Source organism: Legionella feeleii, from assembly GCF_001467625.1.
Classification (GTDB): Bacteria; Pseudomonadota; Gammaproteobacteria; order Legionellales; family Legionellaceae; genus Tatlockia; species Tatlockia feeleii.
Genome location: NZ_LNYB01000085.1, coordinates 348,564 through 368,773 on the forward strand (window position 1 = coordinate 348,564; position 20,210 = coordinate 368,773).

A 20,210-nucleotide genomic window follows, 5' to 3' on the forward strand; every position below is an offset into this window, starting at 1 on the left:
CTCGAAGCGCCCACACAGTTTGTCTTCCACTTCTTAATGAACCCGCCCCGAAGGCGTGATGCGTATTCTACTCATCCAGACTTCCTTGTCAAACACTTTTTTCATTTTTTATCAAAAAAATGTTTTTTATTTCAGTCTGCTTTTTGTAAGCGCACTTTGGCTATTCGACGTTTACCAACTTGAATAACATAAGATTGACCAGCATTGAGTGTCATTGCAGCGTCAGTTACCCGCTCGCTATCAAGTTTTACCGCACCTTGATTAGTTAACCTAATAGACTCTGACGTGCTTTTTGTCAAGTTAAGTTGTTTAAGAAGTTGCGCCATAACGATTGAGCCTTCACAAGAAATGGTTTGTTCCACCAGATCGTCTGGAATCGTTCCTTTTTGAAAACGCTCGATAAAAGCCTGGTGGGCAATCTCTGCCTGAGTTGTGTCATGGAAACGTGCGATTAATTCCTTGGCTAAATCAATTTTAACATCCCGCGGATTTAAACCTTCAGAAACTGCCTTTTTGGTTTGCTGGATTTCACTACTCGATTTAAAACTAAGTAAATCAATGTAACGCCACATTAATTCGTCTGAAATGGACATGATTTTGCCAAACATCGTTTCTGCTGGCTCACTAATACCAATATAATTATTGAGGGACTTCGACATTTTCTTAACACCATCTAATCCTTCAATTAAAGGAGTCATCATTACAACCTGTGGCTCATAACCATAATGCTTCTGTAATTCACGCCCCATTAAAAGATTAAATTTTTGATCAGTACCACCTAATTCTATATCGGCTTTTAAAACAACAGAATCATAGCCTTGTACTAAGGGATAAAGAAATTCATGGATAGCAATAGGTTGTCCTGTACTATAGCGCTTGCTGAAATCCTCTCGTTCCAACATTCGTGCTACCGTATGAGTCGCAGCTAAGCGAATTAAATCTGCTGCATTTAAACGCCCCATCCATTCAGAGTTGAAAGCAACGGTTGTTTTTTCCGGGTCAAGAATTTTGAATACTTGCTGTTGGTAAGTTTTGGCATTTTCAATGACCTCTTCCTGGCTTAAAGGCATACGAGTGACATTTTTTCCGGTTGGATCACCAATCATGGCCGTAAAATCACCGATCAAAAAAATTACCTTGTGGCCGATTAATTGAAATTGGCGCAATTTATTGAGCAAAACAGTATGTCCTAAATGAAGATCAGGCGCGGTAGGATCAAAGCCTGCTTTAATTGTTAACACCTGATTTTTTTGTATTTTTTTTTCCAGTTCTTGCTCTGGAAGTACCTCTTCACAACCGCGTTTTAATTCGGTACATACTGATTTTTCGATTATCATAACAACAAAACCTTATTTTTAATGATTGACCTAACATCCTACAGCGAGTATCTTAGCCCGGTTATTCTCTTCTCGCTAGAGTATAGATAATCAGAAGAGATTAGAAGCGTTAAGCTTAAGTGGTAATGACTAGTTGTGACTGATTCATCAATCTACCGATTGGGTTGAGGCACCTTAACTAAGCGGTCAGGACCAGAAGATGACTGTAAATAAATTTACTGTAGCATTTTAATAACAGCATTCTCCAGGATGACAGTAGTAAAGGCGAAACATGGATCAACGACCCAATGTCTCATTAGAAAGTTCTGCAAAGCCCTCTAAATTGCTGGCACTTATTGCCTTGGTGATCGCTTTTGCTCTGCCTTTTGTTTTAGTCAAATCCTTTCCCCACAAGCACAAAACCGGTTACAGTGAAAACCGTTTGTCGGTACCAGAATTAGAAGAGCCCAGTTCTATTCCAGTGACTGCTGTAAGGCAAGCAGCCGCCACCGTGCGAACTCAAAACACACCTGCAAAAGCAGCACCGAAGGTAAGCCAGCCCTCTAAAACAACTGTACAGGCCTCTGTGGCAACAAAGCCTAAATCTGTTGCCCCTGCGCGTACACCAGCACCACCGGCGCCTGAAAATGAGTGGAAGACAGTTATTACAAAGAGTGGTGATTCCCTCGCCACCGTATTTAATCGACTTGGGTTAAGTCCGAAAATATTGCAAGCCATTATTCACGATAATCCACATGCAAGGACACTCACCCATCTCAAGCAAAATCAACAATTACAATTTTTGATCAAAAAGCACACCTTGCAAAAGATGATAATTCCTTTTAGCGAAACACAGTATTTAGTTGTTTCCAAAGAAGGGCAGCGCTATAAAAGCAAAGTGAATTCGCGCAAGATGAATAGCTATAACCATTACGTAACTGCGACTGTGCGCGGTTCTCTGTATAGTACCGCCAAGCGCAATAACATTCCTTATAAGCTCATTCAGCAAATGACTGAAATTTTTACCTGGGATATTAATTTCGCCAAAGAAGTACGTGCAGGGGATCAATTCACTATCATCTACGAAGCTTTTTATATTGAAAATAAAGTAGTTGGCACAGGTAATATTATTGCAGTGAGTTACAAAAATCGGGGCAAAACTTATCAGGCTATTCGCCACACTGATAAATCAGGGAACTCTGAGTATTATTCCCCGCAAGGGACGGGTTTAAAGAAGGCATTCAATCGATATCCGCTTCGCTTTAGCCATATCAGCTCAACTTTTAGCCTATCACGGACACATCCCATTTTACATTACAAGCGTCCTCATAAAGGCGTTGATTTGGCGGCGCCAATCGGTACTCCAATCACCGCAACAGGTAATGGGCGTATTGAAATTATTGGGCGTCAGAGTGGTTATGGCAACATGATTAAGATAAGCCATAATAAACTTTACAGTACTATTTATGGACATATGTTGAGATTTCAAAAGGGCTTATCCAGAGGCTCCTATGTCAAACGCGGGCAAGTTATTGGTTATGTCGGACAAACAGGTTTGGCAACAGGTCCGCATTGCCATTATGAGTTTCATATCAACAGGCAACCCAAGAATCCTACCACCGTTGATTTACCACGGGGATTACCCGTTCCCGCCAGAGAAATGGCTTCTTTTAAAACCAAGAGCAACCTGTTATTAGCTCAATTAAAACAGTATGAGAGAGCTGCTCTTGCCAGTAAAGGTCCTAATAAACCACACAAAATAGCATAACCTGACTTACCTTATGTCTGTTCATTTTTTATACTAATAGACTATACTTCTAAGGTTTGATGCATTTAATCAAGCATAAACACTGTGGAGAAAGAAATGAGCAGAAAAGAGAAAACCCCTAAAGCCGAAAAAGTAACAACTACCAAGAAAAAAAAGCTTGGCTCTGAGAATTTAAAAGATGTCAGTGGCGGTAGATTGAATCCAACAATCCCTTGGCTGCCTAGAGGCAGATAGCAACAATAGACAGTCTAGGTAAAAAGCTGGCGTTTAGCCATAGATTGGAATAAACCATCCTGTTGCATTAATTCGGCGTAAGTGCCTGATTGGATAATTTCACCCTGATTCATTACCAGGATTAAATCGGCTTTTTCGATGGTCGTTAAACGGTGGGCAATAACCAAGCGAGTCGCTTTTAATCGTTCTAAACTTTCAATAACAACAGCCTGGGTAAGATTATCCAAAGAACTGGTTGCTTCATCGAAGAATAGAATCCTTGGTTTTCTAGCCAGTGCTCTTGCAATGAGTACACGCTGGCGTTGGCCTCCCGATAAGGTTCCTCCTCGCTCAGAGACGATAGTATGCATTCCCATTGGCATTTTACGGATATCATCGGCCAAACCAGCCATTTCCGCAGCATGCCAGGCATCCTCCTGAGTTAAAGGTGCGGAACCGACGATATTATCAAACAAAGTGCCTGAAACTAATATACTATTTTGTAAGACTACTCCGCATTGCTCGCGAACGCGCTGTATATTTAACTGCTTAATATCATGATCATCAAAGAAAATATTGCCTTGCACAGGCTTTTCAAAACCAAGTAAAAGACGCAAAAGTGTTGATTTCCCTGAACCTGAAGGCCCAGTAATTGCAATATATTGCCCAGGCTCAATTATAAACGAAACGTCTTTAACAACCGTCTGCTCTTTGGAGGAATAAGAAAATCGTAAATGATCTACCTCAAGCTTACCCTGTAACATCCCGGGATCAAGTTTCCCGGCGTAGATTTCAGGGATGTTTTCAATAATAGGCTTAACGCGCTTCATAATGGGGATACTGTTGATAACAGTACTGATTGCATCGGTCATTGCGAGCATACTCGCGGTAAACTGTCCTAAAGCCGCGTTAAACGCCAAAAACACTCCCAAACTGGGCGGATGTTCACGGCTAACAAATTGGGCAAAAATAATGACATACAATATAGTCAGGCATAAAGCATTCAAACTGGATAACAACGCGTTATACCAATTGGACTTATAGGTTTCCTTTTTTATCTGACTGTTTTTTATAGCCCACAACGAGAAAGCTGTTTTTTCGCGACCACTAGTCTGGATTTTACCAATACCCCCTAATAGTTGTATCACTATACCAGAGAGCTCCCCACCAAGAGATGCTATTGCTTTGTAATGAAAAAGTTGCTTTATGCTAATAAACAGCGTGTAAACACAAACGAACAATATGAGGAAAATAGCTATTAAGGCCAATTTAACATCGTAATAAAATAATAGTGCAATACTAAATAGTGAAAAAATACCACTTAGAAGCGAACTAATAACGACGCCAGCCATAATTTGCCGAACACGACTGGTTGCCATGGCCCTTTGGGCTAAATCACCGGTAGTAAATTGCTGAAAAAAAGTAACAGGAAGGCGGATAAGTCTATCCCAAATAGCGATTTCAAGATTAAGATTTAACTTGGAGCCGACCCGAAGCACAGTAATAGCTCGAACGAGTTCAAATAAACCAGCAGCCAAAGCTGCGACTACCAAAGCCCATACAATCTGGTGCAATTGCAATTTATCGCCGGCAGGCACTACTTGTTCAAATAAAATGCCAGTAAACCATGGAGTAACCAAACTGAGTATTGCAGCGAAAGAACCTACCACTACCAAGCGAATTAAATCTCGCTGGCAGCCTTGGAATGCAAAAGAAAATAAATCTCTAATTTTTAGTTTTTCCTGAGGTAGCGAAGAATAGATTTGCCAGGCTTCCGTTGAAAATAACTCGGCGTCTTCGAGAGTTAATTTTTTCCTTAACCCTTTGAGGGGATCAATCAAAATGGAACCACGGGCCCCCTTAGGTATTACCAGATAAAATCCTTCTTCATTTTCTTTTTTTAATAATAGCGGGTGTGTAACAGCTTGCCACCACTTATTACTCAGCCGGACCTGGCGCGTTTGCATGTCTGTTTTTGATGCTATTTCCTCTATTCTTGTAAAGGTAATATGTTCAGCTAAGGGGATTTGATAAAACTGGGCTGCATTTTGTATGCAAAACGTTAACGTATTACTTCGTCCTATTTTACCAATAGCGCTGTAGTTATGCAGAGTTGAAAGCATTTGAATATAAGCGCGTTTGAGTACATTATTTTCAATTTTTTTCCTTTCGCTTATACGTTGCGCTTCCTGGTAACGTGCCAACTTGATAGTAGCCATTAATTGCGGCTGAATATGCTGGTAAAAACTTAAGAGCTCATCATATAATTTGTCGGGTGGACCGGCAGCGATATCGGCACCAGGCTCGTTGGCATAGTCACTTTTATATTGATGTAAATAAGTAATAAAGTGTTGCTTCCATTGTTGTAAAGACTCTAATCGTGATGGCTTGGCAAGGGCATTCCAGCGTAAGCGCTTTAAGGTAGCATTGCCAGAGCAAGAGGCTAATAATTGCAGGTTCTCCTGCTTACCCCCCCCATGCAATCCAATAAGGATTTCACCGGTTTTCCAGTGTCCTAAAGGATAACGCTTACCACATTCTTTTCCGCGAGTAGGGATTAGAAACACATCAACGCTCCCGCTGATAATTTCATAATGGCAATCAGTCGCAAGTAAATCAAACTCTCGCGGAAAAGAATCTTGCTTTTCTGAAGTACCAGTCATTATCAGGCCTCACTCGCTAATAAACGACAATAAGCCCCTTGAAGAGCCACCAACTCTTCATGTGTACCACGCTCAACGACGTTGCCTCCTTCCAGCAAAATGATTTCATCGGCGTCACGTATCGTACTTAAACGATGAGAAATGATTAGCAAGGTACATCCCAAACGCCGTAAATGCGTGTCAATAATTTGTTCCATTTGTGCATCAAGCGCGGAAGTTGCTTCATCCAGGATAAGGATACTGGGCTTCTGGAGCAACGCACGGGCGATTTCCAAACGTTGGCGTTGTCCACCACTAAAGTTGGTGCCGCCTTCATTAATCATGCTTTCGTAACCATTTTCTCGTTCACCAGTAATCGCGTCATGCATTAAAACTGCTTTACAAGCATTGAGTATTTCCTCATCCGGAACCAGAGGATCCCATAGTGTTAAATTATCCTTTAACGTTGCATGAAATAAATTGATATCCTGGTCGACGCTAGCAATTGAATGTACTCTTACCTCGTTGGGGATTTGCTGCAATAATTTTCCATCAATCCAGATTTTACCTGACCAAGGTTGATAATAGCTGAGTAAGAGTTTACCGATAGTTGATTTACCACTTCCTGAACTTCCTACCAAAGCAACTCGTTTACCGGGTTTAATTTCCAGGGAAAATTTTGTTAATAAGGGCTCTGCGAGAGGGCTATAGCCAAATGTAACGTCTTCAAAAACAACGTGTCCTATCAGCTTATGAATCCTGGCGGTTTTTTTTGTAGTCTCCTGATAACGCTCTGCCAGTTTATGCGAGGTAATATCTTCTATCGTTAATAAATCGGCTGTAGTTTCCTGAATCTTTCCGGCCAGCATCACCAACATTTTGATTGGATAGATAAATCCCCTGTATAAAAGTTGAAACCCGACCACTGCTCCAATAGTCATCTCTCCCTCGATTGTTAACCAGGCACCCAACCCTAAGATGAGTGTATTGGTTAATAACTCCAACACGGTTGGTATTACGGAAATACAATCTCTCGTCCATCCCAACTGTTGTTCAGCTAATAAATAATTAGCGTGCATGCCGCTAAATTTACGGAAGAAATCACCTTCGGCACCAGATGCCTTATAAGTTTCCATCATTTGCAAACCACTAATTGCTGTACTCATTAGATTATTTAACGCTTTGGTTTGCCGTTTGCTTTCACTGGCTCGTCGTTGTGCAACAAGAAGGAGAATTACCACATTAATTAGAGTAGAGAATATTACTAGCAACGTTAAAGGCACACTTAGTAAGAATAGAATGACCAGATAAATGAAAGCCAATAATATATTAACCATATTCGTGCCAAATTGCTGCGAAACTAAATTGGCAACCGTATCGCTAGCCTGCAAACGATTAAGGATATCCCCCAGATAGCGCTGATTAAAGAAAGACATGGGTAAGCGAAGTAAATGCCAGAAAAAGGAAGAACCAGTCATTAGAGCCATTTTAGTTTCTAACCGACTCAACATAATTCGTTGATACCAGGTTAATAACGCATTAAAACAAGCCGCAATCACTAAACTGATTAAGACAGGCCTTTGCCAATTCGTCATATCCTGAATGAGAACCTCATCAATAAAGATCTTATTCAGCCCTGCGATAGCAATCCCCGGGATTGCCAATGCTAATGTTGCAAGTACAATGAAAATGACAGCTGTTATAGAGCTTCGTAGCCGGCTCAATAAACTGGGTAACGCTTTGGGTCTATGGCCAGATTTAACAAACTGAGGACTTGGAGTTAACTCAAGGATAATGCCTGTAAAACCTTCGTCAAATTCACTCCATGTTAAAACACGTGCGCCATAGGCCGGATCATTAATATAGACATGGTGTTTACTTGCTCCTTCCAGAACCACAAAATGGTTAAATTCCCAATGAATAATTGCTGGTAAATGAGATTGTACAATCTCTTCAGGTTCAATGCTGTAAGCATTCACCTCCATACCATGTTTTTCTGCTGCGCGAAAAATATTATCAGCTCTACTGCCATCACGAGAAACGCCACAATCATTACGTAAGACATCAAGGGGAATCCATCGGCCGTAATAAGCCAGTATAATTGCCAGAGCGACTGCACCGCATTCAACAGATTCCATCTGCAAAATATTGGGTGTCTTGTTTATACGATAAAACAATTTAGTCATTATCATAATTCATTAGTCTATCCCTAAAAATTGTTTAATCGCCGGTATAAGCAAACTAATAGGAGGCTGTTTTTTAGTAATAATATCTGCTGTACATAAAGTGCCGTTAGTCACAATCATATTAGGCCCCTTCGAGGTAGTCCATTTATAATGACTTGGTGTATCTGCTTTGGTTAAATTAATCCGCACATACAATTGAGGCCCATACTTTGTAAAATCTTCCACTAATTTTTCATTCGACAAAACAGCCATCATGCTACTCTGGCTACTGGGGAAATTCGCTACATCCTCGACAACGCCTACGATACTACCGTATTCCTGTTTCGTTACTGTACTAGGCACTACCTGGGCTGGCATTCCAGGCAAGATAACCTTACCCATCCCCGCAGGCACATAAATCACTGCATCTACCGTTTCAGCGTAGGGTTCAATGTCCATAATCTTGACCCCACTTTGTACAATTTCCCCTGGTTTGCCAATGATATTAATGATCTCTCCATCGACAGGGCTTAGGATAATACTCCCCACTTTAAGTTTTTTCTGAATAAGGGCTAAGTCCAGTTGCACCTGTAAAATACGATTGCTGATTTCCACTAATCGTTGTTGATTGGCTTCCGTACGGCGCTTAAATTCAATAACGTTTTCCAACATCTTTTTTCTAATTTCATCACGTTGTTGTAATTCTTTGAAATAATTACTTTTTAGTTCGGCTAACTCTTGGCGAGAAACCACTTTATCAACTAATTTCTCTTGCTCATCGAGTGATTTTTTCAAATATTGCACATGAAGATTGGCATTTTCCAAATCTTTAGCCCAATTTTGTTGGAGTACAATATTATTCTGTTTTTCGAGTTTAAAATCTTTTTGGATAAACTGGTGTAGATTGCCGCGCTGCTTTTGCAGTGAATCCAGCATCTGTTGTTTATGTTCCAGTTCTAAAGCAAGCAAGGGTAGTTTAATAGTGGCCAATTGCTGGCCTTTCTTGACCAGATCACCAATTTTCACATTAACAGTGAGCAAACGGCCTGAATCTTCCGCGATAACGTCATATATTTTTTGCCCGCCGCTAATCAGAATTCCGTTGCCAGAAATCCGCGTATCAATAGTACCCCATAGAGACCAAGCCACAATCATGGTCAAAAGAAGAACAAGGGCTGTTAATATGAGCCAATTTAAAGGAGGAACAATACGAAAAAGATTATCTAATTTTTCCGGACTGTTTAATCGGTGTAGACTTTTTTCACGAAACAATTTTGCCATAAATCATGCCGTTCGATTAGCCTATGTTTTCAGTATATAGCTGATATTGCAGGATTTCGAATTCAAGAAATAAAAGTAGCCGTTTCCGTTTCATCAATTTTTAGAACTAGGGGCAACGGCAGGATTTTGGTTGGCGCCGGGCTTAACATTAATTCCAGGCTTGCTACCTCCAGAGATGTTTTTTAAATCGTCGGAAGACAGTTTTTTGTTTCTTAGCTTGGCCCCTTCTTTTTTCACTTTTTTAGACATCTGAATCACCATATAATTAACCCTATTGGTTGATTATAGTTCATCGATAAGAAAAGATAGCCTTTCAGTCAATCAGGCGAAGAGATAACGACAAATAACCACACTCGCAATAATACCTGCCAGATCAGCCAATAAACCGGCCGGAATTGCATGTCTTGTACGCTTTATACCGATTGCACCAAAATAAACAGCAACAACATAAAAAGTTGTCTCTGTACTTCCCATCATTGTTGCCGCGGTCTTGGCAATCAGCGAATTCCCTCCATGTTCATGGATTAATTCAGCCATTATTCCAGTTGAAGCACTCCCGGAAAAAGGCCTAATGAGGGCTAACGGCAGTAACTCGGTTGGCATACCAATAGCCGACAGTGCTGGCGCAAGCAAACTGCTAAGTAGTTCAAAAAAACCTGAGGCACGTAACATGCCTATGGCAACTATCATCGCCACAAGGTAAGGAATAATGCTTACACTGGTATCAAAGCCCTGCTTAGCGCCCGTTACAAAGGCATCAAAAACATTAATTTTTTTCAGGGCCCCGTACAAAGGGATCCCTACCACAAAAGCCAGGAAGATCCAGTTAGAAAATTGGTTGGCAAAGTTATTCATTGATGCTACTCATCTCTTTGATTCGGTAACCAGGTAATTTAGCGAGTTTCTTAACCGCAATAATAGCAACTAAGGTTGAAATAGACGTTGCAACCAAGGCGCTAAAAATAACACTACTTGGATGCGTACTGCCATTTGCGGCAAGAAAAGCAATTGCAGTAGCCGGAATCAGTTGCACGCTAGAGGTATTAATTGCCAGAAAAGTACACATAGCATCACTGGCCTCTTGCGCTTGTTCATTCAAGCGCTGCAACTCTTTCATAGCCTGCAAACCAAAAGGTGTAGCAGCATTGGCAAGCCCTAACATATTAGCCGATATATTGAGTATCATGGCTCCCATGGCAGGATGATCAACCGGGACATCAGGAAACAAACGACGCATCACAGGGCGCAATAATCGGGCAAAACGATTGACCAAGCCAGATTCTGAAGCAATGGCCATGATACCCAACCATAAAGCCATGATACCCGTTAACCCCAGAGCGATCTCAAAACCAAGCTTTGCAGAATCTGTCACTGCATGGACAACTTGTTCGATACGCCCCTGGATTACTCCGACTACAACGGAAAGGAGGATCATCCCCAACCATATTGCATTAAGCATTCTTGTACCTCAACAACGTCATAGGTTAAAATATATACTCCACACGAATGAGGAAAGTTATGAATAGGTTTTACCAGTATCTAAAAATAACAAAACATCTTGTTTGGATTGGTTGTCTGGGTCTTTTATCATTCAATACCAATGCTGCTGTTCACCCCAAACAACAACAGGCTATTGAAACAATAAACCAACTATACCACAGCCTGAATCAGATGCAGAAATCTGATATGACGCACAGGCTTGATACCATAAGCGCCCAATTTTTAGGCAAACCTTACGCCCTTGGCGCCCTCGGTGAAGGAAGCCATGCCCGCTTTGATCAAGAGCCTCGTTATCGAACAGATGCTTTTGACTGTGAAACTTATGTAACGACAGTACTGGCCTTGGCACTGGCTAAAGACACCACAAGATTTAAGCAATGCCTGAGCAAACTGCGTTACCACAATGGACAGGTTAGCTACATCACCCGTAATCATTTTACCGAGCTTGATTGGAACCTAAACAATCAGCGTCAGGGTTTTGTCAAAGACATCACTGAATCCTTTCAGGATAAAAACAAAGCGCCTGTTGCCAAAATAGCCAACGCTTTGATTGATAAACCGTCCTGGTACCAACATTTCACCCTGGCAACCATCCGCTTGCAATCACCGGATAAAGCAGAGCAGACAAAGCGCTTAGCCGAACTGAAAAGCAGGGGAAGCAAATTGCCAAAAACCAACGCTCAACTGCCCTACATCCCCCTGACTAGCTTGTTTAACGCAAAAGGTGAGCCAAACCAATACCTGTTTGCTCAAATACCTGACGGAGCAATTGTTGAAATCGTAAGACCCAACTGGAATTTGCGCGAGCAAATTGGCACCAATCTAAATGTCTCTCATTTGGGCTTTGTATTTTGGAAAAACGGCGCTCTTACCTTTCGACAAGCCTCTTCAATCTACAATAAGGTTGTCGATGTTCCCTTAATTGATTACCTCAAAGAAGCCTATGAGAACAGCCCGACAATCAAAGGTATCAATGTACAAATCGTTGTACCGAAAACACCTCTGACTGATAGCTGCAGTGTATCCGCATAACAAAGAACGTTCTCAACCTTGCTGGTGAAAAACCCTAGCCTGTTGACCTTTCGCTTTGAGTCGAAAGGTCAACAGACCTGGCAAGGTTGTCAATTTAAATAATACAATAGCTGCCAATAGCAATGGTTCGGTTATAAGGTAACTTATAAAATTCGATATTCAGGTTTGCAGAATAGTTCCGCATTAGAAAAGCAAACAACTTTTCCTGCCAAAAAAACATGAGTGTCTTTTTTTCCCGCGAAGCCACAACATTCGGTACCTCAACAAGGTAAGTTGCCGCCTCAATGTTCAGTTCAAACGGGAGCAAGCCTTTTGTCTCATTCGCTTTGGTTAAAGCTTGCGGAACAGAAATATTGTCCATAAACCCGTAATGTAAGGTTAACTGACAAATTTTTTCGTCCAGTCGATTGACTTGAAAACGCTGGTTTGAGCGTACGTGAGGTTTGTTTTCTACTGTGTAATTAACAATCAATATATTTTCCGGGACAGCAAGGCTTAGTTTAAGGAAATGGAGAAAGCTACCGCCGCTGCGATCATAGATATCGGTAATAAAGATCGCCGTCAATCCTGATAGTTGCTTAAGGGACTTATAATGTAACTGTTTGACAATTTTTGAAATATCTTCTTTCTGCATATAAAAATTATGAATTAAAAATTGCAATCCCAAGTTCCAGGTATACATGATGAAAGCAACAACGAGAGCAAAGCAGACTGGGACCCAACCCCCGGTTAAGAATTTATGAGCATTGGCACCCAGGAAAGTCAAATCAATAAACAGGAAAGGGGTAAACACAAGAATGATGCGAATTAAAGACCAATGCCATACATGGCTTGCTGCATAAGCGACCATGGTTGTCACTAACAACATATCCAGGTTAACGGCAATACCATAAGCATGGGTCATACCGCTTGAATTTTTAAAAGTAAAAATAAGCAATAACGTACCGATTAATAAGACAAAATTCATCTGTGGAATATAAATTTGGCCCATATGTTCTTTTGATGTTTGCACAATCGGCAGCCGTGGGTATAAACCTAATAAAACAGCCTGTTTGGTTAAGGAAAAGGTGGCTGAAATCACCGCCTGTGAAGCAATTACCGTAGCAATAGTAGCTATGACGATAAGAGGAATGTTGAACCAATCAGGAGAGAGCATATAAAAGGGGTTTTCGATGGCTTCCGGATGTTCAAGCAAATGTGCACCTTGGCCGAAGTAATTTAATAGAAGACCAGGTAAAGCAATGCAAAACCAACTGTAACGAATGGGATTTTTGCCAAAATGCCCGATGTCAGCATAAAGGGCTTCCCCGCCTGTCATTACCAGGAAAACGCCTCCAAGCAAGAAATACCCTCTTAAACCATTCGTATGTAAAAAATCATACGCATAATAAGGGTTGATCGCTTGCAACACGACAGGATTATCAACTATATGTACCGCCCCCAAGATGCCAATGGTAACAAACCAAACCAGGATCATGGGTCCAAAAGCAGCCCCAATTTTTCCAGTACCTTTCGATTGCATAATAAAAAGTAAAATCAGAATGGTGCATGATAAAGGAATAATAAAATCATTAAACTGAGGCGCAATGACTTTAAGTCCCTCTATGGCACTGGTCACCGAAATTGCCGGTGTTAACATCCCATCACCTAATAGAAGGCCGGCACCAAAGATAGCCAGGAGATAAAAGAGAGGCTCATGAGTCGTCTTTTTTTGCTTCAGCAGGGCTAACAATGCCAGAACGCCGCCTTCCCCTTCATTATCAGCGCGAAAAACGATGACTAAATACTTGATGGAAATAACAAGGATTAATGACCAGAAAATTAACGATAGAACACCGAGCACATCGATCAAATCGATTGGTAAACCACTCAAGGTTTCACGCATGGCATACAGAGGGCTAGTACCAATATCGCCAAAAACCACCCCTAAAGCAGCCAAAGCCAATGGGAAAGAAACTTTTTTCTCAGTTACCATAGTTAAGGGTATTGTGAACGCGTTATCTTAACCACTATAACCAATCAGAACCGAATTGCGTAGTATTTATAAAACTATTTTTAACTTAACAACTTATTCCAGCAACTGTTGATTGCGAAATAGATATGGATGCTTAATAATGGAAAAATTCTTCTATTAAAGGAGTGGGAATGTCACACAAGAGCTCTCTTGGGCGCTTGGCCTTTGTTAGTTTATTGACTTTTGCTTTGAGTGGCTGCTTCCGCCCACCCTATAACAATTTCAAACCCTATAACCGCACCTATATCCCAGCCAGCCAAGGTGCTTTGGCTGGAACCGTTGCTGTTGCTGCAGCAACCGGACCTGTTGGGGTAGGAACAGCAGCTGGCGCCGCGGTAGGTGCTCTCGTAGGGCTTAATAAAGAGAGCCGCCGATCCGTTATTAATGAATTAAAAAAATTTGATATCCAATTTGTTGAATATGGCGACACTCTCACACTCATAGTGCCTACCGATCGCTATTTTATTTTTAACAGTGCGCGCTTCAATGAACTCTGTTATCCAGGCTTATACAGCATTATCAAATTAATCAAAATGTATCCTCCACACTGCCCCGTTTATGTTGCAGGTTTTTCTGATAATGTTGGTTCGCGTGACTATAAAAGAAAAATGTCACAAGCTCGTGCTGAAACCATGTTGACCTTTTTATGGGCTAATGATATTCCTTCTCAACGGTTGATTGCAGAGGGTTATGGTGATAAAAACCCTGTTGCGGACAATCACCTTGTTCATGGCAGTGCTCAAAATCGCCGCCTGGAAATACAGTGGTTTAACAATTGTTCGGTTGCGCAGGCTCAGCCTGCTCCTTTTATAGGCGTTTTCAAGTAGTTTTACTACCATGCGCGCCCAGTAACTGGTAGGTGTATTTATGAAATCCAGATTTATTGGTGGAATCCTTCTTATTGTCGGCACGTCGATTGGTGGAGGGATGCTTGCCTTGCCTGTAGCGAATGCAGCAACCGGCTTTTGGCAATCCTCTCTTTTTTTATTGCTATGCTGGGCGATCATGACACTCGGCGCGCTATTTATTCTGGAAGCCAACCTTTATTTACCACCCGGTAAGCATATGGTTTCTATGGCTGCAGCAACACTTGGTGTACCAGGTTTATTCCTGGCCTGGTTGAGTTATCTTTTTCTTCTCTATACCCTTTTAGCCGCTTATATTTCCGGGGGTGCCGACGTCTTTGGTAATTTATTTGGCAAAATCGGCATTTCTATTAACGAATGGCAAGCCAGCCTCTTGTTCACTGTACTTTTTGGCCTGGTGGTTTACGGTGGCATTCGCCGCGTGGATTTACTTAATCGCGGTTTAATGTTTGGTAAATTAGCAATCTATTTTCTTCTCGTGGTATTGATTGCCCCCCATATTAATTTTACCCACTTTCAGGGGGGACATTACCAATACATCACCGGCACAGTGATGATTTTGATCACATCATTCGGCTTTGCAATCATTGTACCTAATTTGCGTGACTACTTTAATGACGATGTCAAGGCGCTCAAACAAGTCGTATTAATTGGTTCATTGATCCCTCTTTTATGCTATTTAGCCTGGGATGCCGTAATCATGGGTAGCCTCGCTTCCCATGGTGAACATGGCTTAGTCGCTTTGATGCATGATGCCCATACCACAACCGCGCTGGCAGCCACCCTATCTAACACCGTGCAAAATAACGTGATTAGCTCTTTGTTTAATTTCTTTACTTCCATCTGTATGCTAACTGCTTTTCTTGGTGTTTCCCTGTGTCTCATTAGTTTCCTGGCAGACGGCTTAAAGATGGCACAGAAAGGCAGGCAGGGTTTTGGTTTGTTTCTGCTAACTTTCGTTCCACCCCTGCTCATTGTGATCTATTATCCTGGCGCCTATATCCACGCCCTAAGCTATGCCGGTATTTTTTGCGTGATCTTATTACTTCTTCTGCCAGCATTGATGACTTTGTATGGCAGAAAAAAATTTTCAAGCCGCTATCAAGTACCTGGCGGTAAAATAGCCCAATGGTTAGTTATCACTTCGTCGGTAGTATTACTTATTAATGCAATTTGGCAGTTAGTAGGTTAATCTAGTTAATTCATGTAAGTTAACTAAAATACCATTGACTCCAACAGGTATTTTAATTTATCATATTGGTTTAATTTTATACAAATGGACGTTACAGTGCCTGACTCGAAATTCATTGGTGGTATGTTGCTAATTGTTGGCACCTCCATTGGCGGAGGAATGCTCGCTCTCCCCGTATCAACGGCGGAGGTTGGCTTTACCAATTCAATTTTTTTCTTGATTATGTGCTGGCTGGTTATGACCGTAGGTGCCTTACTTATTCTAGAAGTGAACTTACGTTTACCGGCCGGTTCTAATATGGTATCGATGGCAAAATTCACTCTTGGAAAACCGGGACAAATTATTGCCTGGATCACCTATCTTTTTCTTCTCTACACATTGCTGGCGGCCTATATTTCCGGCGGTAGTGACGTTTTTAATGGCTTACTGCAAAAAGCCCATATTTCTCTCCCTAGCTGGTTAACCTCACTCTTGTTTACTTTGCTGTTTAGTTTGGTTGTCTATGCTGGGATTCGGGCCGTTGACTACGTTAATCGCGGCCTTATGTTCGGTAAACTTGGTGTTTATTTGCTGTTGGTAATTATTATCAGTCCACATGTGGATCTGAGCAGCTTGCGTGGTGGCTCCATTAAAGCCATTACGGGTAGCCTGATGATTTTAATCACCTCATTTGGCTTTGCTTCGATCGTACCGAGTTTGCGCGAATATTTTAATGACGATGTTCATGCGTTACGTAAGGTTATTCTTCTTGGTTCCCTGGTTCCCTTGACTTGCTATATTCTTTGGGATGCCGTGATCATGGGTGTCGTACAGAGAGAAGGCAGTAATGGTTTACTGGCACTCATGACGAATGACCATGCTACTAGCGGCCTAACCAATGCATTGAGCAATGCCGTGCAAAGTCAGTGGATTACTGGCTTTTTTGGCTTTTTTACTTCGATTTGCATGGTTACTGCTTTCTTGGGAGTATCCATTGGCTTATTTGATTTTTTAGCCGATGGTCTGACACTGAAGAAAACCGGATTACAGGGCAAATGGACTTTAATACTAACCTTTCTCCCACCGCTGGCAGTTGTATTAATTAATCCTGGCATTTACCTGCATGCCCTAAGCTATGCAGGAATTTGCTGTGTCATTCTCTTATTGCTTTTACCTGCGTTGATGACCTGGCGCGCCAGGGCAGTTGATCCTCGCGGAGGGATTCAACTCGTTCCTGGTGGTAATTTAAGTTTAGGGTTAGTTGCTTTAATAGCCGTGTTTCTGCTTACTCTCGCAACATAATATAGTGGCGGGCAATCTGCCCGACCAATTGGAATCCCGCTAAAGTCTCTACTTATTGCATCCAGGCCACAAATCTCAGACATTAGAAAATGTGATGTCTGGGTTCTGTTCTTGAAGGCGCTCGGCCATTTCCTTCGCCAGCTCATGATTGAACAATTCCTCAAACGCAAGAAAATCAAGCCAGTAGGTCTGTAATACCAACAGTCCCTTGTACCCCATCTCTAAATTGTTTGCTAATAATCGTTCAGCCACTTGTACAAATTGGTGATCATAATGTTGGTTAATTGGTTTTATAGGTACTGGCAAGTTAGCTAACATCTTCTCAAACGCTTTATTAAAATAGTGAGTAACTAACTTGGGTACCGGCAAATTGCCATCAAAAATACGATGATCAGCGCTGATAGATACAGGAAGAATATCCTGTGGTTCAAATTCTTGAGTCGCTTTATTCCATACCGGCTTACGTTCAACCTCTAACAGGGTAATTTTCATCGCTTCGGAAGAACGCAAAGGGGATTTGGTTCGTGCATAACCGCAAAAACCGATATTACTTAAAGAGACAACGGAGTTTCCAGGCATGGGATAAGCGTAAAAATCATTTGCAAATTCATATAATCCTTTATTAACAATAGCCTTTAGATGAGGATATTCTTGCTCAAGCTGCTCCCGCCTCTTGTAACAGTAAACCATCACTCTGACAATATTCCTTACTCTAACCGCTAACTCTTGTACGGTTGTTTGGTGGCAGTTCTCAAAAACAATAGTCCCAATGTGATCGCCGCACTCCGGTAATTTTACAATTAAACCGACATAGGCTTCTTTACTCTGATACATTTTCTGATGGCTTAGAAAAGAACGGAAAGAATCATTCTCACTTATCCCCATGCTTATAGCGTGCATCATAAGCGTAGTAATTGTTTCCGGTGGGAATTTCTTATTAAAAAAATCAATGCAACTTACATTGAGATTGAACTCACCTACCATAGTCGGATCACTGGGATTATCCCATTGAGTCATGAATACTTTGCGAATAGGCGTCATTTCAATTTCATGGTTGAGTTCAGCATACCGCTGGATACGCGGGAAGAGCTCATGCGCAACTTTCATAAAAAAGTACCAATTTTCACTTGGCTCAAGCCCTATTTTCTTTATCTGCTCAGTATGTTTCTTATCCAGCTCTTGTAAAAATTCAATTGCACCATCAACGCCCTGTAATGCTACTACCGAAGCCACATATTTATATTGTAAAAATATATTGCTCAGTAATTGGTTTTCCAGATATTCAAGCTTGGTGCGCATAAGATCGTGCTCAGGTAGCCCAATATCACGATATAAATCGGCCTCACATACATGTCGATGCTCATCATCGATAATAGTTGTAAATACTTTTTCCGCAATTCCCTGACGCTGCAGGCTTTTGAAAATTTCTTCAATCCACCCTTCCCCAATTAAATTTAATAAAACCACCGCAATCTTGGGGCAATCTTCATTACGAATAAAATTACACAGGTGTTCAATATTTTCGTTGTATGCAGGTGGTAAAGCATGTGGTGCGCACAATAAATAAACAATTTTGGTGAAAACCATGCCATGGAAAATTTCATCCAGTAATTGAATTCTCATACGCTTTTGATCTTTGGGAGAGGACATCTTGGATTCGAATTTTAATGGCACCTGGATTGCTAAAACTTCCAATTGAGCCAATAAAGAGAACGTGTAGATATAAAACAATTTATCATGCTTTAACTCGAAAGGAAGGCCATCCTTAAATAACTCGTCCATCCGGTTTTTAATCAATTCTTTTTCTTCGCTGGAAATACGGTTCCAACCCTCTAAAATCCATTGTTCAGAGCCCCAGGAAGGTCTCAATAGTTCGCTAAGTTCGTTCACGTATTCATCCAGCATCTAAATCGTAGTGCCTGAATCATACCCACAGCAAGCAGACAGCGTCAACCATCACTCTCGCAGCCAGTGAACTGGCGATTACACAATTATTATAAAATTGACGCGACAGGATCTGGTTATTTATGCGATATTAAGTAATACTTCGCTGTAATAAATCAGTACTCTTCCTATGATTAAAACCAAACCTTTCCTGAAATGGGCTGGCAGCAAATTTCGCTGTATTGAAACTATTTTAAACTCCTTACCTGCCGCAGAACGCCTCATCGAACCTTTTACTGGGTCTGGAGCAATTTTTGTTAACTCCCACTACAAAAATTATCTTTTAGCAGAAGAAAATAGTGATTTAATTGCCTTGTTTACCTGCTTGCAAAAAGAAGGCGAAGTATTTATTGATTATTGTGCCCGTTTTTTTGTAAGTGAAAATAATTGCGCATCAAAATACTATCAATTACGCGAGGAATTTAATCAAAGTACCGATAAACGGTTGAGAGCGGCTTTATTTCTCTATTTAAACCGTCATGGCTACAACGGTCTATGTCGCTATAACCGTAGAGGCTTATATAACGTTCCCTTTGGCCGCTACAGTAAACCTTATTTTCCACGCCTGGAAATGATTCACTTTCAGCAAAAAAGTCATTCAGCACAATTTGTTCAAGGTGATTTTCGTCAAACTTTTGCTCAAGCGCGTACAGGTGACCTGATTTATTGTGATCCACCTTATGTACCTCTATCAGCAAGCGCCAATTTTGCTTCTTATACGAATAAAAAATTTAATGAAGCGGATCAAATTGACTTGGCCCAGCTTGCTATGGAAAGCGCTACTCGGGGTATCACTGTCGTTATTTCCAATCACGATACACCTTTTACCCGCCATCATTATCGTAACAGTCAAATGATATCCTTCCCAGTCAATCGCTTTATCAGCTGCCAGGGCAATAAGCGTCATCCTGCTCAGGAACTTGTAGCCGTATTTAGTCAACAATAAATTATTTATACTAATCAGAGTCAGCTTTCAGGCTCAGCAAAGTCTTGTTG

At 41.2% G+C, this 20,210-nt stretch carries 16 protein-coding genes; 7 read left to right on the plus strand and 9 right to left on the minus strand.

Going from position 1 to position 20,210, the window contains the following annotated elements; translation table 11 throughout:
- Positions 1–131: 131 nt before the first annotated feature.
- A complete protein-coding gene (tyrS, locus tag Lfee_RS13920) occupies positions 132–1,337 on the minus strand; it encodes a tyrosine--tRNA ligase (protein ID WP_058447594.1) in 1,206 nt (401 codons plus the stop codon).
- Positions 1,338–1,608: 271 nt separating this feature from the next.
- On the opposite strand from tyrS, the gene Lfee_RS13925 reads away from it, so the two are divergent.
- The gene (locus Lfee_RS13925) at positions 1,609–3,084 is read left to right on the plus strand and encodes a peptidoglycan DD-metalloendopeptidase family protein (RefSeq protein WP_058447595.1); all 1,476 of its coding nucleotides are present in this window, start codon (positions 1,609–1,611) and stop codon (positions 3,082–3,084) included.
- Positions 3,085–3,180: 96 nt separating this feature from the next.
- Complete coding sequence (locus Lfee_RS17120; protein WP_156413402.1) at positions 3,181–3,318, plus strand: hypothetical protein; 138 nt, start codon at positions 3,181–3,183, stop codon at positions 3,316–3,318.
- A 14-nt stretch (positions 3,319–3,332) separates the two neighbouring features.
- On the opposite strand, the gene Lfee_RS13930 is transcribed toward Lfee_RS17120, so the two are convergent.
- The 6 genes from Lfee_RS13930 to Lfee_RS13950 form a co-directional block, all read right to left on the minus strand.
- Entirely contained in the window at positions 3,333–5,960 is a 2,628-nt protein-coding gene (locus Lfee_RS13930; RefSeq protein WP_058447596.1) for an NHLP bacteriocin export ABC transporter permease/ATPase subunit, read from the minus strand.
- A gap of 2 nt (positions 5,961–5,962) precedes the next feature.
- Positions 5,963–8,125, minus strand: coding sequence for an NHLP family bacteriocin export ABC transporter peptidase/permease/ATPase subunit (locus tag Lfee_RS13935; protein ID WP_058447597.1), 2,163 nt, complete (start codon positions 8,123–8,125; stop codon positions 5,963–5,965).
- 12 nt (positions 8,126–8,137) lie between these two features.
- Positions 8,138–9,385: an NHLP bacteriocin system secretion protein gene (locus Lfee_RS13940; RefSeq protein WP_058447598.1), complete on the minus strand. Its 1,248-nt coding sequence runs from the start codon at positions 9,383–9,385 to the stop codon at positions 8,138–8,140.
- Positions 9,386–9,478: 93 nt separating this feature from the next.
- A complete protein-coding gene (locus Lfee_RS17125) occupies positions 9,479–9,634 on the minus strand; it encodes a hypothetical protein (RefSeq protein WP_156413403.1) in 156 nt (51 codons plus the stop codon).
- 72 nt (positions 9,635–9,706) lie between these two features.
- On the minus strand, positions 9,707–10,240 hold the full coding sequence (locus tag Lfee_RS13945; protein WP_058447599.1) for a spore maturation protein: 534 nt from the start codon (positions 10,238–10,240) through the stop codon (positions 9,707–9,709).
- Positions 10,233–10,844, minus strand: coding sequence for a nucleoside recognition domain-containing protein (locus Lfee_RS13950; protein ID WP_058447600.1), 612 nt, complete (start codon positions 10,842–10,844; stop codon positions 10,233–10,235). The genes Lfee_RS13945 and Lfee_RS13950 overlap by 8 nt, the downstream gene beginning before the upstream one ends.
- Positions 10,845–10,903: 59 nt before the next feature.
- Between Lfee_RS13950 and Lfee_RS13955 the strand changes: the two genes are divergently transcribed.
- Complete coding sequence (locus Lfee_RS13955) at positions 10,904–11,917, plus strand: N-acetylmuramoyl-L-alanine amidase-like domain-containing protein (RefSeq protein ID WP_058447601.1); 1,014 nt, start codon at positions 10,904–10,906, stop codon at positions 11,915–11,917.
- Positions 11,918–12,011: 94 nt separating this feature from the next.
- Here Lfee_RS13955 and Lfee_RS13960 read toward each other — a convergent pair whose 3' ends face one another.
- Entirely contained in the window at positions 12,012–13,892 is a 1,881-nt protein-coding gene (locus Lfee_RS13960; RefSeq protein WP_058447602.1) for a potassium transporter Kup, read from the minus strand.
- 170 nt (positions 13,893–14,062) lie between these two features.
- Between Lfee_RS13960 and cmpA the strand changes: the two genes are divergently transcribed.
- The 3 genes from cmpA (at position 14,063) to Lfee_RS13975 (ending at position 17,270) form a co-directional block, all read left to right on the plus strand.
- A complete protein-coding gene (cmpA, locus tag Lfee_RS13965) occupies positions 14,063–14,758 on the plus strand; it encodes a C-OmpA-like family protein CmpA (RefSeq protein ID WP_058447603.1) in 696 nt (231 codons plus the stop codon).
- A gap of 40 nt (positions 14,759–14,798) precedes the next feature.
- Entirely contained in the window at positions 14,799–15,989 is a 1,191-nt protein-coding gene (locus Lfee_RS13970; protein ID WP_058447604.1) for an amino acid permease, read from the plus strand.
- Between the two features lie 96 nt (positions 15,990–16,085).
- Positions 16,086–17,270, plus strand: coding sequence for an amino acid permease (locus tag Lfee_RS13975; protein WP_082646662.1), 1,185 nt, complete (start codon positions 16,086–16,088; stop codon positions 17,268–17,270).
- 75 nt (positions 17,271–17,345) lie between these two features.
- Here the strand turns inward: Lfee_RS13975 and Lfee_RS13980 are convergent, their stop codons facing one another.
- A complete protein-coding gene (locus tag Lfee_RS13980) occupies positions 17,346–19,160 on the minus strand; it encodes a 2-oxo acid dehydrogenase subunit E2 (protein WP_058448035.1) in 1,815 nt (604 codons plus the stop codon).
- 184 nt (positions 19,161–19,344) lie between these two features.
- Between Lfee_RS13980 and Lfee_RS13985 the strand changes: the two genes are divergently transcribed.
- Complete coding sequence (locus Lfee_RS13985) at positions 19,345–20,160, plus strand: Dam family site-specific DNA-(adenine-N6)-methyltransferase (RefSeq protein WP_058447606.1); 816 nt, start codon at positions 19,345–19,347, stop codon at positions 20,158–20,160.
- The last annotated feature ends 50 nt before the right edge of the window (positions 20,161–20,210 follow it).

Excerpts from the sequence above, each read along its gene's own strand:
- Lfee_RS13945 (WP_058447599.1), bottom strand. The coding sequence starts at position 10,240 with ATGAATAACTTTGCCAACCAATTTTCTAACTGGATCTTCCTGGCTTTT.
- tyrS (WP_058447594.1), bottom strand. The coding sequence starts at position 1,337 with ATGATAATCGAAAAATCAGTATGTACCGAATTAAAACGCGGTTGTGAA.
- Lfee_RS13940 (WP_058447598.1), bottom strand. The coding sequence starts at position 9,385 with ATGGCAAAATTGTTTCGTGAAAAAAGTCTACACCGATTAAACAGTCCG.
- Lfee_RS17125 (WP_156413403.1), bottom strand. The coding sequence starts at position 9,634 with ATGTCTAAAAAAGTGAAAAAAGAAGGGGCCAAGCTAAGAAACAAAAAA.
- Lfee_RS13925 (WP_058447595.1), top strand. The coding sequence starts at position 1,609 with ATGGATCAACGACCCAATGTCTCATTAGAAAGTTCTGCAAAGCCCTCT.
- Lfee_RS13955 (WP_058447601.1), top strand. The coding sequence starts at position 10,904 with ATGAATAGGTTTTACCAGTATCTAAAAATAACAAAACATCTTGTTTGG.
- Lfee_RS13930 (WP_058447596.1), bottom strand. The coding sequence starts at position 5,960 with ATGACTGGTACTTCAGAAAAGCAAGATTCTTTTCCGCGAGAGTTTGAT.
- cmpA (WP_058447603.1), top strand. The coding sequence starts at position 14,063 with ATGTCACACAAGAGCTCTCTTGGGCGCTTGGCCTTTGTTAGTTTATTG.
- Lfee_RS13970 (WP_058447604.1), top strand. The coding sequence starts at position 14,799 with ATGAAATCCAGATTTATTGGTGGAATCCTTCTTATTGTCGGCACGTCG.
- Lfee_RS13960 (WP_058447602.1), bottom strand. The coding sequence starts at position 13,892 with ATGGTAACTGAGAAAAAAGTTTCTTTCCCATTGGCTTTGGCTGCTTTA.
- Lfee_RS13950 (WP_058447600.1), bottom strand. The coding sequence starts at position 10,844 with ATGCTTAATGCAATATGGTTGGGGATGATCCTCCTTTCCGTTGTAGTC.
- Lfee_RS17120 (WP_156413402.1), top strand. The coding sequence starts at position 3,181 with ATGAGCAGAAAAGAGAAAACCCCTAAAGCCGAAAAAGTAACAACTACC.
- Lfee_RS13935 (WP_058447597.1), bottom strand. The coding sequence starts at position 8,125 with ATGACTAAATTGTTTTATCGTATAAACAAGACACCCAATATTTTGCAG.
- Lfee_RS13985 (WP_058447606.1), top strand. The coding sequence starts at position 19,345 with ATGATTAAAACCAAACCTTTCCTGAAATGGGCTGGCAGCAAATTTCGC.